The sequence below is a fragment of the Limnohabitans sp. WS1 genome, from assembly GCF_003063265.1.
Taxonomy (GTDB): Bacteria; Pseudomonadota; Gammaproteobacteria; order Burkholderiales; family Burkholderiaceae_C; genus Limnohabitans_A.
Genome location: NZ_NERU01000008.1, coordinates 101,884 through 115,053 on the forward strand (window position 1 = coordinate 101,884; position 13,170 = coordinate 115,053).

The 13,170-nt window shown below is 57.4% G+C and carries 13 protein-coding genes and 1 tRNA gene; 6 read left to right on the forward strand and 8 right to left on the reverse strand.

Annotation, left to right across the window (positions count from 1 at the left end):
• Genes dapE through B9Z48_RS11780 form a run of 4 tightly spaced genes read left to right on the forward strand, consistent with a single transcriptional unit; the run spans position 1 to position 4,557 of the window.
• Positions 1-1,164: a succinyl-diaminopimelate desuccinylase gene (dapE, locus tag B9Z48_RS11765; RefSeq protein WP_108378594.1), complete on the forward strand. Its 1,164-nt coding sequence runs from the start codon at positions 1-3 to the stop codon at positions 1,162-1,164.
• Positions 1,161-2,048: a 50S ribosomal protein L3 N(5)-glutamine methyltransferase gene (gene prmB / locus B9Z48_RS11770; RefSeq protein ID WP_108378596.1), complete on the forward strand. Its 888-nt coding sequence runs from the start codon at positions 1,161-1,163 to the stop codon at positions 2,046-2,048. The genes dapE and prmB overlap by 4 nt, the downstream gene beginning before the upstream one ends.
• On the forward strand, positions 2,045-2,560 hold the full coding sequence (locus B9Z48_RS11775; RefSeq protein WP_108378598.1) for an N-acetyltransferase: 516 nt from the start codon (positions 2,045-2,047) through the stop codon (positions 2,558-2,560). The genes prmB and B9Z48_RS11775 overlap by 4 nt, the downstream gene beginning before the upstream one ends.
• Positions 2,557-4,557, forward strand: coding sequence for an ABC-F family ATP-binding cassette domain-containing protein (locus B9Z48_RS11780; protein ID WP_108378600.1), 2,001 nt, complete (start codon positions 2,557-2,559; stop codon positions 4,555-4,557). The genes B9Z48_RS11775 and B9Z48_RS11780 overlap by 4 nt, the downstream gene beginning before the upstream one ends.
• 38 nt (positions 4,558-4,595) lie before the next feature.
• On the opposite strand, the gene B9Z48_RS11785 is transcribed toward B9Z48_RS11780, so the two are convergent.
• From B9Z48_RS11785 to ybgF, 5 genes are all read right to left on the reverse strand, one after another.
• Positions 4,596-4,847 (reverse strand): hypothetical protein, encoded by a 252-nt coding sequence (locus tag B9Z48_RS11785; RefSeq protein WP_089962696.1) that lies wholly within the window; start codon positions 4,845-4,847, stop codon positions 4,596-4,598.
• A 98-nt stretch (positions 4,848-4,945) separates the two neighbouring features.
• Positions 4,946-5,021 (reverse strand) — tRNA-Lys (locus tag B9Z48_RS11790).
• A 50-nt stretch (positions 5,022-5,071) separates the two neighbouring features.
• Complete coding sequence (locus B9Z48_RS11795; RefSeq protein WP_108378602.1) at positions 5,072-5,839, reverse strand: ThiF family adenylyltransferase; 768 nt, start codon at positions 5,837-5,839, stop codon at positions 5,072-5,074.
• Complete coding sequence (locus tag B9Z48_RS11800; RefSeq protein ID WP_233261097.1) at positions 5,836-6,954, reverse strand: YeeE/YedE thiosulfate transporter family protein; 1,119 nt, start codon at positions 6,952-6,954, stop codon at positions 5,836-5,838. Before B9Z48_RS11800 ends, B9Z48_RS11795 begins: the two co-directional genes overlap by 4 nt.
• A gap of 12 nt (positions 6,955-6,966) precedes the next feature.
• Positions 6,967-7,536 carry a tol-pal system protein YbgF gene (ybgF, locus tag B9Z48_RS11805; RefSeq protein WP_368665920.1) on the reverse strand — a complete coding sequence of 190 codons (570 nt, stop codon included), beginning with the start codon at positions 7,534-7,536 and terminating at the stop codon, positions 6,967-6,969.
• On the opposite strand from ybgF, the gene B9Z48_RS22110 reads away from it, so the two are divergent.
• Complete coding sequence (locus tag B9Z48_RS22110; RefSeq protein ID WP_368665921.1) at positions 7,429-7,704, forward strand: hypothetical protein; 276 nt, start codon at positions 7,429-7,431, stop codon at positions 7,702-7,704. The genes ybgF and B9Z48_RS22110 overlap by 108 nt on opposite strands.
• Before the next feature lie 65 nt (positions 7,705-7,769).
• Here the strand turns inward: B9Z48_RS22110 and pal are convergent, their stop codons facing one another.
• Together pal and tolB are read right to left on the reverse strand one after the other, a co-directional pair.
• The gene (gene pal, locus B9Z48_RS11810; RefSeq protein WP_108378604.1) at positions 7,770-8,303 is read right to left on the reverse strand and encodes a peptidoglycan-associated lipoprotein Pal; all 534 of its coding nucleotides are present in this window, start codon (positions 8,301-8,303) and stop codon (positions 7,770-7,772) included.
• A gap of 30 nt (positions 8,304-8,333) precedes the next feature.
• Positions 8,334-9,623, reverse strand: a complete 1,290-nt coding sequence (gene tolB / locus B9Z48_RS11815) for a Tol-Pal system beta propeller repeat protein TolB (RefSeq protein WP_108378606.1) — start codon at positions 9,621-9,623, stop codon at positions 8,334-8,336.
• A 141-nt stretch (positions 9,624-9,764) separates the two neighbouring features.
• On the opposite strand from tolB, the gene msbA reads away from it, so the two are divergent.
• Positions 9,765-11,552: a lipid A export permease/ATP-binding protein MsbA gene (msbA, locus tag B9Z48_RS11820; protein WP_089962772.1), complete on the forward strand. Its 1,788-nt coding sequence runs from the start codon at positions 9,765-9,767 to the stop codon at positions 11,550-11,552.
• Between the two features lie 117 nt (positions 11,553-11,669).
• Here the strand turns inward: msbA and rng are convergent, their stop codons facing one another.
• A complete protein-coding gene (gene rng / locus B9Z48_RS11825; RefSeq protein WP_108378608.1) occupies positions 11,670-13,142 on the reverse strand; it encodes a ribonuclease G in 1,473 nt (490 codons plus the stop codon).
• Positions 13,143-13,170 lie beyond the last annotated feature (28 nt).

A 13,170-nucleotide genomic window follows, 5' to 3' on the forward strand; every position in this document is an offset into this window, starting at 1 on the left:
ATGACCACCTGTCACGACACCCTGCGCCTGGCCGAGCAACTGATCGCCCGCCCCTCCGTCACGCCCGAAGATGCAGGCTGCATGGATGTGATCGCCGACGCTTTGAAGCCTTTGGGCTTTGTCTGCGAATTCATGGACTCAGGCCCCGACACCTTCCGCGTGCGCAACCTGTGGGCCAAACGTGCAGGCACCTCGGGCCAGACCTTGGCCTTTGCAGGGCACACCGACGTGGTGCCCACCGGGCCGCTCGCGCAATGGGACAGCGACCCCTTCACCCCCACCCACAAGAACGGCAAGCTGTTTGGGCGCGGCGCGAGCGACATGAAAACCTCGCTGGCGGCCATGGTCGTGGCGGTGCAAGAGTTTCTGGCGGCCCACCCCAATCCGACATTGGGCATCGCCTTTTTGCTGACCAGCGACGAAGAAGGCCCGGCCCTTGACGGCACCGTGATCGTTTGCGAAAAGCTCCAGGCCCGTGGCGACGCACCACAGTTTTGTATCGTGGGCGAACCCACTTCGGTGCAACAAACCGGCGACATGATCAAAAACGGCCGACGCGGCACCTTGAGCGGCAAGCTGACCGTCAAAGGCGTGCAGGGCCACATTGCCTACCCGCACCTGGCCGACAACCCGATCCACCGCCTCGCGCCGGCGTTGGCCGATCTGGTGGCCATCCGCTGGGACGAAGGCAACGCCTTTTTCCCGCCCACCAGCTGGCAAGTGAGCAACATCCACGCGGGCACGGGCGCGAGCAACGTGATCCCGGGCGACTGCGTGGTGGACTTCAACTTCCGCTTTTGCACCGAGTCCACACCCGAGAGCCTTCAGCAGCGGCTGCAAGCGGTGCTCGACCAGCACGGTCTGAAGTACGAGCTGGAATGGACCCTGGGTGGTCGGCCATTTCTGACCACGCCCGGCACGTTGGTCCAAGCGATTGAGCAAGCCATCACCGACGAGACCGGACTGAAGACCGAGTTGTCCACCACAGGCGGCACGAGCGACGGCCGATTCATCGCGCAAATTTGCCCGCAAGTCATCGAATTCGGCCCGCCCAACGCGACGATTCACAAGGTCAACGAGCATGTGGCGCTGGTCGACATGGCACCCCTCAAGGCCATCTACCGCCGCACGCTCGAACAACTCAACGCGGGCTTGTCTGCATGAGTGCTTCAACTCTTTTAGGGCTGATCGAACAAGCCACCGAACGGCTACAAGCTGCGGGCGTGGCCTTTGGCCACGGCACCCAGAGCGCTTTTGACGAAGCCGTCTGGCTGGTGCTCTGGCGTCTGGGCCTGCCACTGGACACCGATCTCGACGAGGTGGCCGATCAAGCCGTCACAAGTGAGCAGCAATCGGCCTGCGCTGCACTGATCGAAGAGCGCATCGGCACCCGCAAGCCTGCGGCTTACCTGACGCGTGAAGCCTGGCTTCAGGGTGTGTCGTTTTACATCGACGAACGCGCCATCGTGCCGCGCAGCCTGATTGCCGAGGTGCTGGCCGACGGCACCATCGACGCTTGGTTGAGTGACCAGACGCGGCATGTGTTGGACTTGTGCACTGGCAACGGCAGCTTGGCCGTGCTGGCGGCACTGGCCTGGCCCGAGGTGCAGGTCACTGGGGCCGACATTTCTGATGACGCCTTGGCCGTGGCCGCCATCAACATCGAGCGTCACGACCTGAATGAGCGCGTCAAACTGCTGCACAGCGATGGATTATCCGACGCGCCTGGCCCTTTTGACCTGATTCTCTGCAACCCGCCTTACGTGTGCCAGGCCAGCATGGATGCCCTGCCTGCCGAGTACCGTGCTGAACCCGAATTGGCTCTGGCCGGCGGTACAGACGGCATGGACTTTGTGCGTCAGCTTTTTCGAGATGCGCCATCGCACATGAGCGAACACGCCGTGCTGGTGCTGGAAATCGGCCACGAACGCGAACACTTTGAAGCAGCCTTTCCTCAGCTGGAGGCCGCCTGGCTGGACACCAGCCAAGGAGAAGACCAAGTGCTGCTCATCACCCGCTCGGCTTTGCAGGCGCTGAACGCCGCATGAGTGCCTTACTCATTTTTGAGCAGTTTCGAGTCGAGCAAACTGCGCATTGGGATGCGTTTGTGGACTTGATGCGCGAGTACGCGAGAAGCGACCTGAACAACCCGGGCCTGAGTTCCATTCACGGTGACATGCTTCACCCTCAAGAACGGTATTCAGGCGCAAATGGACAAGCTTGGCTGATTCAGTGTGCTGCGCAATGGGTCGGCTGCGGCGCATTCACGACCACCCGCGAAACCGGGCTTGCTGAACTCAAGCGCCTGTATGTGCGTCCGCCCTTTCGTGGCCTTAACGCGTCGCGACAACTCACGCTGCATCTGATCAAACAGGCCCGTGCAGCAGGTTTTACCCGCATGGGGCTGAGCACCTGGCGCAGCAACACCGTGGCTTTAGCTCTCTACGAACGCATGGGTTTTACCGCCATCCCTGCATTCAAAAATCACCCGGACCCTGATCTGGTTTACCTTGGCATGAACTTGACAGCGCTGGACGCGGTCACCCCACACACCCCATGATTGTTCTTAAAAACGTGACTCTCCGCCGTGGCACCAAAGTGCTGCTCGACCAAACTTCGGTCACCCTCAACCCCGGAGAAAAAGTCGGCTTGGTTGGACGCAATGGTGCGGGCAAGTCCACCTTGTTTGCGCTGTTCAACGGTACCCTGCACGAGGACGGCGGTGACTTTGACATGCCCAAAGCCTGGCGCATGGGTCAGGTTGCGCAGAACATGCCCGAGACGGACCAGCCTGCCAGTGAGTTTGTGCTGGAAGGAGACACCCGCCTGGCCGAGTTGCGCCAACGCTTGGTGGCGGCGGAAGCCAGCGGCGACGGCATGGAAATGGCCCACGTTTATACGGACCTCGCCGACGCGGGCGACCACGACGCCCTGCCCCGCGCAGAAGCCTTGATTTTGGGCTTGGGCTTTCGGGTGGATGAACTCAACAACCCGGTCAACAGTTTTTCGGGCGGCTGGCGCATGCGCTTGCAACTGGCCCGGGCGCTGATGTGTCCGTCCGACATTTTGCTGCTGGACGAACCCACCAACCACTTGGACTTGGACGCCCTGGTCTGGCTGGAAGCCTGGCTGCAGCGCTATGCGGGCACCATGATCGTGATCAGCCACGACCGCGAATTTTTGGACGCAGTCACCAATGTCACCCTGCACATCGACCATGCCAAGCTGACGCGTTACGGCAGCAACTACAGCGGCTTTGAAATTTTGCGCGCCCAACAAATGGAGCTGCAACAGGCCTCATTTGCCAAGCAGCAGGACAAAATTGCCCACCTGCAAAAATTCATCAACCGCTTCAAAGCACAAGCCAGCAAGGCCAAACAGGCACAAAGCCGAGTCAAGGCGCTCGAACGCATGGAAAAAGTGGCCCCACTGCTGGCCGATGCCGAATTCACCTTTGGCTTCAAAGAACCCAACAACCTGCCCAACCCCATGCTCGCCATCAGCGAAGCGAGCTTTGGATACATGGTGGACGATGAACCCAAATCCATCTTGCAAAACGTCAGCAAATCGGTTCTGGCCGGGCAACGCATTGGCATTTTGGGTGCCAACGGCCAAGGCAAATCAACCCTGGTCAAAACCATCGCCCGCACCATGCCCCAACTGGCAGGCACGCTGACCGAGGGCAAGGGTCTGAACATTGGTTACTTTGCTCAGCAAGAACTCGATGTGCTTCACCCGCAAGACAACCCACTCGAGCACATGATCCGCCTGGCCAAAGAGCTGGGGCCCAACAGCGGTGAGCCCAGCCGTGAGCAGGATTTGCGCAATTACCTGGGGACCTTCAACTTCAGTGGCGACATGGTCAAGCAAGCCGTGGGCTCCATGAGCGGCGGTGAAAAAGCCCGTCTGGTGCTGGCCATGATCGTGTGGCAGCGCCCCAATTTGCTGTTGCTGGACGAACCCACCAACCACCTGGATTTGGCCACCCGCGAAGCGCTGTCCATGGCGCTCAACGAGTTCGAAGGCACCGTCATGCTGGTCAGCCACGACCGCGCTTTGTTGCGTGCCGTGTGTGACGAGTTCTGGATGGTGGGCCGGGGCAAGGTCGAGCCGTTTGACGGCGACCTGGACGACTACCAGAAGTATTTGCTCGAAGAGTCAAAGCGCCTGCGAGAAGCGGTCAAAAATGACGCAAAAAATGGCCCGACAGAAACTCTGGCCATGGTCGTCGAAATGCCCAAGCCTGCACCCGTGGCTGCGGTCCACAGCCCGGCCACACCGGCGCTGAGCAGCGCTGAACAACGCAAACAAGACGCGCAACGGCGTCAGCAACTGGCCGCACAAACACGACCTCTGAAAAAAGAGCTGGAGCAAATCGAACAGCGCATGGCGAGCATCGAAACTGAAAAGAGCGCTCTGGAGCATTTGCTGAGCCGCCCTATGCCCGCGGCTGAAATTGCAGATGCGGGTCGCAAACTCAAAGCTCTTGGCGATGAGTTCTCGGCCATGGAAGAGCGCTGGCTAGAGCTGACACAACTGCTGGAAGAAACGGCCTGAACCGCTCGTCGCCCCGCCCATAAAAACACAGCGTTTCTTCAGCCGCCCACCACGGACCAGCCCGCGTGCTGGTCCGCCCTGTTATTTTCGTATTCCCAAGATGTACCACACCGGTCGCAACGGTAACGGGTGATGGTGACCTGTCCAGTTTCTCGTGTTTCTTTGCGGTTGCTGCCTTGAACCAGTTCAGCATGACCGGGAGCGCGACGCCAGTTGCGCTGAATACCGGTGCAAGGTTCGCACAGCACCATTTTTTTCAATTCGTTGTGGATGTTCGATTCAACTGACATGTCGAGACGCTTTCTGATGGGTTTGCGTGAAATACGCCCATCCTTGAAGAGACAATGAAAAAAGCACTTTGTACCGAAATACAAAGTGCTTTTAAATTTGGTGGGACCAGCGGGGGTCGAACCCACGACAAACGGATTAAAAGTCCGCTGCTCTACCAACTGAGCTATGGTCCCGATGTTTGAGTGCAGTGTACTCAAGCAAGACTCAAATTATAGCGTCTTTTTCAGGGTTTCTCGAGGGAAGTTGCCAAAAAGTTCAAAATGACAGAGGCTGCGCACATGCCGAATGTGGCCGTCACGCTGACCACGGAGCCATACCCATGGCAATTGAGAGAGCCATCGCCCTCAAGCAAACAGGAAGCATCAGGAGGCGCGACAGACTCTCGGCTAAATATCCCTTGAACACCCATCAACTTGCCGTCCCGTGCACCCCCATGATGCTTTCGCAAACGGTAGCGCAATTGTGCCAACAGAGGGTCGTGCGTGATGCGGGACAAGTCTTGCACATCCACGAGGTGGGCCAATCGCTTACCACCTGCCGCCCCCACTGACACAAAACCGATTTTGTTTTGAAGAGCCCAGTGGGCCATGCTCACCTTGGCTCTGAGCTGATCGCAGGCATCGATCACCGCATCGGGCTGGGCGGGCAAAACACTTGGCCAATTTTCAGGCGTCACAAAATCATCAATGGCATCGACCTGGCATTCCGGGTGAATCAAGGCGATTCTTTCGCGCATCGCCTCGACCTTGGACTGTCCCGTGGTGTGCGTCAGGGCATGGATTTGGCGATTGATGTTGGATGGCGCGATGTGGTCCATGTCCAGGAGACTCAGACGTGCCACACCACTTCGGGCCAAAGCCTCGGCAGCCCAAGAACCCACACCACCAATGCCCACCACCACCACATGGGCTTGACGAATGCGCTGTGCGCCAGACAAACCATACAGGCGCTGTAAACCACCAAAACGCCGCTCTTCGTCCAGGGACATCATGCCAAGGCCTCTGCACGGCGCATTTGCCACTGAAAGGTCAGCCACGCACCCAAAACCATACCTGCCACAGCCAACATGCTGCCCCAACTCAGGGTCGACAAACCGGACAAACCTTGACCAAACGTGCACCCCATGGCCAAGACACCGCCCACCCCCATCAACACCCCGCCCAGCAAATGTGACACCAGATCAGGCGTTTGTGTGAACCCCTCCCAGCGAAACGAGCCTTCATGACTTGCACTCAGGAAGGACCCGAGAATCAAGCCCGGCACCCAAACCATGCCCAAAGTCAGACGTTTGCTCCCATCACTGAAGTACATCCAAGCGTCCCACCACAATGCCACAGGTGCTGTCATGCTGATGGCCTCCATGCGAGCACTTGCCGTGGTCAAAAACACGGTGTCCAGGGTTTCCGGGTGTTCGGACACAAAACCCAAAACGCCACTGACCCACCAAGCAACCACAACACAGCTGCCAACGGCCAGTCCAGGCCAGGCATCCCGCCATGAACGAAACGATGCATCCTTAAAGACCCACAGCAGCAGCAAAGCGCCGACAAAACCAGCTGAAACACCTGAAGCGGACGCCAGTGTCCAACCGGTCCAATGCGTGACCCACTGCCCCACAAAAGCCCCATGACTCAAAGGAAGACTGATGGGATCGAGCGCATGGACTCGCCATACCGCGGGCAAACCCCGCATGGTGGCCAATGCCGATACCCCCACAACCAAAAGAACCACCAAAGACTTTAAATTCCCGGCACCCAGTCGCGTCAAGGACTTGCTGATGCAGCCCGATGCCAGCACCATGCCTGACCCAAACAGCAAGCCACCCAAGCCCAAGGAAACAAAACTCAATGATGTGTTGGCGTAGATGGTGTTTTGCGGCGAGATCAAGCCCAAGCCAGCCATCGCTCCAAAACCCAGGATGGCCACGGCCACAGTCAATACCCATTGGCGCAAGCGGGTGGCGCTGCCCATCAGAAAAATGTCACTGAGGGCACCCATGGTACAAAAATGGCTGCGGTGCAAAACACCACCTGCCAACACGGCCAGAAAAAAGGAAAGACCCAAAACCCAATGGCTTTGGGTCTGAACGTCAGCCAATGTGATCACTTTGGTCGAACCTTAACGCAGGCGAGACAAGCGATCACGGGCCGTCGCAGCTGTTTCGGACTCAGGATAAGACTTGACCAAGTCGGTCAGAGTGACGCGTGCTGCTTTGAGGTCTTTCAGTTCAATTTGCACGTTCGAAATCGCCAGCATGGACTCTGCTGCTCGGGGATGGTTGGGCGCAAGCGTCAGCATTTTTTGGAAATTCGCCATCGACTCTTTGTAAGATTTGGTGGCGTATTGGGCGTTGCCCAACCAAAAAAGGGCCGAGGGCAGATAAACACTGTTGTGATGACGCGTCACAAAAGTCGTCAAGGCCACTTGCGCTGCCAAGAAATCACCTTGCCGAAAAACATCCATGGCTTGTTCAAAATCACGTTTTTCAGCGGGCTCCACCAAGTGCTCGCGGCCATCCACCGTGACTTTGACGGGCTCAAAACGCTTCAAACGGTCATCCACGGACAAAAGAACATCTTTTTGTCGCAATTGCAATTCGGTCAGGTCACGCGCGAGGCGTTCTTGCTGGCCCAGGCTTTTGGCAAGATCAGCCTTCAGCGCATCAATTTGAGTTTGCAAATCCAACAAAGAGCGCCGCAGCTGAGCATTCAGCTGGGCTTGAGACTGGTTGCTTTCCTCGACCAAGGCTTTTTGGGCGGTCTGGGATTGCTCCAATTTTTGACGAAGGTCCAATATGGCTCGCCTGGCCTCATCATCACCGAACAAGGCGGCATTGGCGGAGCCTCCCGCCCCTAACAAAGCCAGAGTCAGGGCGAGGCCGGCCGAAGCCGACCGTGTGTTAAAAATTGGCATAACGGTCATCAATAACGTATTTCAACGCGGCGGTTTTTGGCCAGATCCGTTTCGGCACTGCCTTGGGCTGCAGGCTTTTCCTTGCCGTAGCTGACCGCCTCGAGCTGCGCGTCAGACACACCGAGCAAAGTCAAAGCTTGGCGAACAGCTTCCGCACGCTTTTGACCCAAGGCCAAGTTGTATTCGCGGCCACCGCGCTCGTCGGTGTGGCCTTCCAAATTGGCTTTGCGTTGTTTGTTGGCTTGCAGGAAACGGGCGTGATTTTCAATGACTGGCCGGGCATCTGCACGAACCACAAAGCTGTCGTAGTCAAAGAACACCACATGTTCAACGCCTACAGGACCGATGCCGTTGCTCGATTTTTCGCTGATCACGTTGGAGACGCTGGTTTGTGCAGCGCTGCCAATGGGTTGAGCTTGAACATTGGCACCGGCGGACGTGGCCGAGCGGTCCTCAACAGGCACCTCGTCAAGCTTGACCCCCGAAGCACAACCGGCCAAAAGAGCCGAAAAAAACAGAGCTGTCAGAATTTTTGTACGCATATCTCACCTTTTGAAAAACAAATGACATGATTATTTTCTCATGGGTCCCCAATGAGGTTCCCGTAGATCCCCGGCTTGACCGGCCAAACGGGCGCGGATACGACCATCCAATGTGGTCGTCATCAAGGCTTCTTGCCCGCGTTGGACCGTGGCATACATGATCATTCGACTGTTGGGCGCAAAACTGGGGCGCTCGTCAGCAGACGTATCGGTCAAGGCGATGACTTGGCCCGAATTGACGTCCATCAACTGCAATGAAAAGCCCGCACCCGTGCGAGAAACATATGCCAGCCAGCGCCCATCCGGGCTGATGGTGGGCGAGATGTTGTAATTGCCCGAAAAAGTCACACGCTCAGCGGGACCACCTTGAGCGGGCATGCGGTAAATTTGAGGGCTGCCTCCTCGATCACTGACGAAGTAAAGCGCTGTGCCATCGGGTGAAAAAGCAGGCTCTGTGTTGATGTTGCCCTGGGTCAAGCGTCTTGGTTCGCCACCTGCCAAGTCGATGCGATAAAGCTGAGACCCGCCATCACGGCTGAGCGTTGCAACCAGTGACCGTCCATCGGGTGCCCATGCCGGCGCACTGTTCGAGCCTTTGAAATTGGCCACCACCCGACGCTGGCCACTGGCCAGTTCGTGCACGTAAATCACGGGTTTGCGCGACTCAAAAGAAACATAGGCCAATTGCTGACCATTGGGGGACCATGAGGGCGAAATGATGGGCTCAGGGCTGCTGAGTGCCGACTTGGCACCCTCGCCATCAGAGTCTGCAATCCATAGGCTGTAGCGACCGGCTGCCTTGGTCACGTAGCTGATTCGGGTTGCAAAAACACCCGGTGTCCCGGTCAATTGCTGGTAAACCCAGTCGGACAAACGGTGGGCCGACAAACGCAAATCACCCAGCACCACCGTGTCACGAAAATCCGCTTTTTCTTGGCCTTTGACGGCATCCCAAAGTCGGGCGCGAATGTCAAAACGCCCGTCTGCCAAACGTGTGACCGAGCCGGCCACGAGGGCTTCAACCGATTGAGAACGCAGCGAAGACCAGTCGGGTCGGCTCATTTCATCAAGCGAAATGCCCGCTGCATTCAAAGCCTTGAACAAGCCACTGCGCTCCAGGTCGGATTGCACAATGATGGCGATTTTTTGCGGCACGGAGGCTTCGCCTTTGAAAGGCGCAATGAGCACGGGCAACTGGGTCATGCCCACACCGGAAACCTCTACGCGAAATTGTCCCCAGGCAGGCACGCTCAATCCCAGTAAAACAATGACCCTGAACAACTGGGCGATCCACAGCGGGGATTTGGAAAACAAAGTCATAGACCTCTCTGCGCTCAAGTGCCAATGAAACTGCGATCGTACACCGACACGAGGGCCTTTTGCTTTGCTTTGCCCTTGTCCTTGCATCAAAACGAAGCTACTGCACAGGCACTGAAGGGGGCTGCTTACAATCCACAACACATGTCCGACCATCCACACTCACCTGCGCCCGAGCCGCAACAGCCGGGCATACGCCACAGACTGCTGCGCTTGTCCCCTTACTTTGCCAAACAACGGGGCGTTTGGCTTTTGGCCATTGGCGCGACCTTGGTCGCAGCACTGACCGAGCCTCTGATTCCTGCCCTGTTTCAACCTCTGCTAGACAGTGGGTTTGCTCAGAACAAGTTGCCTTTGTGGTCCATTCCTGTCGTGGTCATTGGCCTGTTCACTTTGCGCGGTCTGGCCCATTTTTTAGCCCAATACGCTTTAGCCCGAGTGACCAACGATGGCATGGAAAAATTGCGCAGTGATCTTTTTGGCAAATTGGTTCACGCCGACATGTCCTTGTTCAGCCGCCAGTCGGCCAGTGCCTTGTCCAACACAGTGGTTTATGAGGTTCAAACAGGCGCTTCACAACTCATTTCTGCCTTGATTGGTTTGTCACGCGACGGCTTTACCTTGTTGGCCTTGGTAGGCTACCTGATGTGGCTCAACTGGAAACTCACCTTGGTGGTGTTCACTGTGGCACCTGGCTTGAGCTGGATCATGAAAGTCCTGTCGCGACGCCTCTATCGGCTGACCAAAGAAAGTCAACAAGCGACCGATGACTTGGCTTATGTCGTGGAAGAAAATGTATTGGCCCACCGCATGGTCCGTTTGCACGGCGCACAAAGCCAGCAAATGACACGCTTCAACTCTTTGGGTCAGCGTTTGCGGCACTTGGCACTCAAATCAACCATTGCTTCAGCCGCCATGACGCCCATGACCCAAATCATGGCGGCAATCGCCTTATCGCTGGTGTTGATGATCGCCTTGATGCAAAGCCGGGATGCCGCCTCCGGGGCCACCGTGGGCGGCTTTGTCGCCTTCATCACCGCCATGCTCATGTTGATAGCGCCCATCAAACGCCTGGCCGATGTGGCCAATCCCATCACCCGAGGTTTGGCTGCGCTTGAAAGAGGCTTGGCCCTGATGCACGATTCGCCTCATGAATCGCAAGGACAGCACCAAGTTGCGCGGGTCAGTGGTGCCATTGAATGGCAAGGGGTGAGCGTACAGTTCAACCCGGACAGCGCCCCAGCCTTGTCGCACATCGATTTGAGTGTCAAACCTGGCGAAACGGTCGCCTTGGTTGGCACCTCGGGCGCGGGTAAAACCACCTTGATTCAACTGCTGCCACGTTTTCTGAATCCCACCAGCGGGCAAATACTGCTCGATGGTGTGCCGTTGGGCCAATGGCAACTGGACAGCTTGCGTGCCCAGCTGGCCATGGTCAGCCAAGACGTGGTCATGCTCAATGACACCTTGGCGGCCAATGTGAGCCTCGGCCACGACACGGACCGCGACAAAGTTCAACAATGTCTGCAGGCGGCCAATTTGTGGGCTCATGTGCAAACCCTGCCCCAAGGCATGGACACCCTGTTGGGGCACAACGCCAACCAGCTTTCAGGTGGACAGCGCCAACGTCTGGCCATCGCCCGAGCCTTGTACAAAGACGCGCCGATCCTGATTTTGGATGAGGCCACTTCAGCGCTGGACAACGAGTCCGAACGCCTGGTTCAAGACGCCTTGCAAAAACTCATGGAAAACCGCACCACCTTGATCGTGGCCCACCGTCTGTCCACCATTGAGCACGCAGACCGCGTGGTGGTCATGGAGCGCGGCAGCATTGTCGAGCAAGGCGTGCCTGCTGAATTGTTGGCGCGGGGGGGGGCTTATGCGCGGTTGCACCATCGTGGGGAATGGGCCAGCGAAGAACCCTCTGCATGATGCGGGTTCGTTTGACGGCTTTTGGAATTCAGACCGAGCCAAGAGGCATTGCAGGATGTCCAATCCAGGCCAACAGTCACAACCATCATCGGTCACCGATACCCCCTGCATCGGGTTTCAAAGCAAGACGATGTCGTATTGCTCTGGCCCCATGGAAGACTCGACCTGCAGTGAGATCGGTTTGGCAATGAAGTCGGACAAACCTGCCAAATGTTGACTTTCATCGTCCAAGAGCAAATCGATCACGGCCGCAGTGGCCACGATGCGAAATTCACGCGGGTTGAACTGACGTGCTTCACGCAATATCTCTCGCAAAATGTCATACACCACGGAGCGGGGCGTCTTGACAATGCCTTTGCCCTGACAGCTCGGGCAAGGCTCACACAGCATGTGGGCCAAAGACTCTCGCGTTCGCTTGCGCGTCATCTCGAGCAAGCCCAAGGATGAAAAACCACCCGCCATGGTCTTGACCCGGTCTCTGGCCAATTGTTTGCGAAATTCAGCCAACACGGCATCTTGGTGCTCGGTTCGGGCCATGTCGATGAAGTCGGCAATGATGATCCCGCCCAGATTGCGCAGCCGCAGCTGCCTGGCAATGGCTTGCGCCGCCTCCAGATTGGTCTTGAAGATGGTGTCCTCAAAGTTTCGTGCCCCCACGTACCCGCCCGTGTTCACATCCACCGTGGTCAGGGCCTCGGTCTGGTCAATGATGAGGTAGCCGCCCGACTTGAGCTCGACCCGTCGCCCCAGGGCTTTGGCAATTTCCTCGTCGATGGCATACAGGTCAAAAATCGGACGCTCGCCCTTGTAGTGTTGCAAACGCTCGGCGGCTTTGGGCATGAACTCATGACCAAAGGCCTGCAACAAAGAAAACTGTTCTTTCGAGTCGATCCGGATGCTCTGGGTCGCATCACCCACCAAATCGCGCAGCACACGTTGCAGCAAAGTCAAATCCTGGTGCAACAAAGAAGTCGGCGGCAAGCGCAGTGAAGCCTCTTTGATCCGCGCCCACGTCTTGCGCAGGTAAGCGATGTCATCTTGCAGCTCCTCGTCGCTGGAGTCCTCTGCATTGGTGCGCAAAATGAAGCCGCCACCGGCCGGTCCGGCCAAGGCTTGCACGCGTTTGCGCAAAGCATCGCGCTGCTCAGAGGGAATTTTTTGCGACACGCCAATGTGATCGTCTTGCGGCAAAAAGACCAAATGGCGGCCCGCGATGCTGATTTGCGTCGACAGGCGGGCCCCCTTGGTGCCCATCGGGTCCTTGATGACCTGCACCATGATGGCGCGGCCCTCAAACACCTGCTTTTCGATCGGCACCAGTGGCTGGCCCGTGCGGGCCGATGCGGCCTCGCCTTCGGCGTGCTTTTGCCACACATCGGCCACATGCAAAAAAGCCGCTTTGTCCAGACCAATGTCAATAAAGGCCGATTGCATGCCGGGCAAGACACGGGCCACCTTGCCCAAATAGACATTGCCCACCAAACCGCGCTCGAGCGTGCGCTCAACGTGCAGCTCTTGCACTGAGCCAAACTCCACCACCGCCACCCGTGTTTCCTGGGGTGACCAATTGACCAAAATATCTTGTTGCATGGTGGAAATTAGATGGGAACAGTTGAAA

Excerpts from the sequence above, each read along its gene's own strand:
- dapE (WP_108378594.1), top strand. The coding sequence starts at position 1 with ATGACCACCTGTCACGACACCCTGCGCCTGGCCGAGCAACTGATCGCC.
- prmB (WP_108378596.1), top strand. The coding sequence starts at position 1,161 with ATGAGTGCTTCAACTCTTTTAGGGCTGATCGAACAAGCCACCGAACGG.
- B9Z48_RS11775 (WP_108378598.1), top strand. The coding sequence starts at position 2,045 with ATGAGTGCCTTACTCATTTTTGAGCAGTTTCGAGTCGAGCAAACTGCG.
- B9Z48_RS11780 (WP_108378600.1), top strand. The coding sequence starts at position 2,557 with ATGATTGTTCTTAAAAACGTGACTCTCCGCCGTGGCACCAAAGTGCTG.
- B9Z48_RS11785 (WP_089962696.1), bottom strand. The coding sequence starts at position 4,847 with ATGTCAGTTGAATCGAACATCCACAACGAATTGAAAAAAATGGTGCTG.
- B9Z48_RS11795 (WP_108378602.1), bottom strand. The coding sequence starts at position 5,839 with ATGATGTCCCTGGACGAAGAGCGGCGTTTTGGTGGTTTACAGCGCCTG.
- pal (WP_108378604.1), bottom strand. The coding sequence starts at position 8,303 with ATGCGTACAAAAATTCTGACAGCTCTGTTTTTTTCGGCTCTTTTGGCC.
- tolB (WP_108378606.1), bottom strand. The coding sequence starts at position 9,623 with ATGACTTTGTTTTCCAAATCCCCGCTGTGGATCGCCCAGTTGTTCAGG.
- msbA (WP_089962772.1), top strand. The coding sequence starts at position 9,765 with ATGTCCGACCATCCACACTCACCTGCGCCCGAGCCGCAACAGCCGGGC.
- rng (WP_108378608.1), bottom strand. The coding sequence starts at position 13,142 with ATGCAACAAGATATTTTGGTCAATTGGTCACCCCAGGAAACACGGGTG.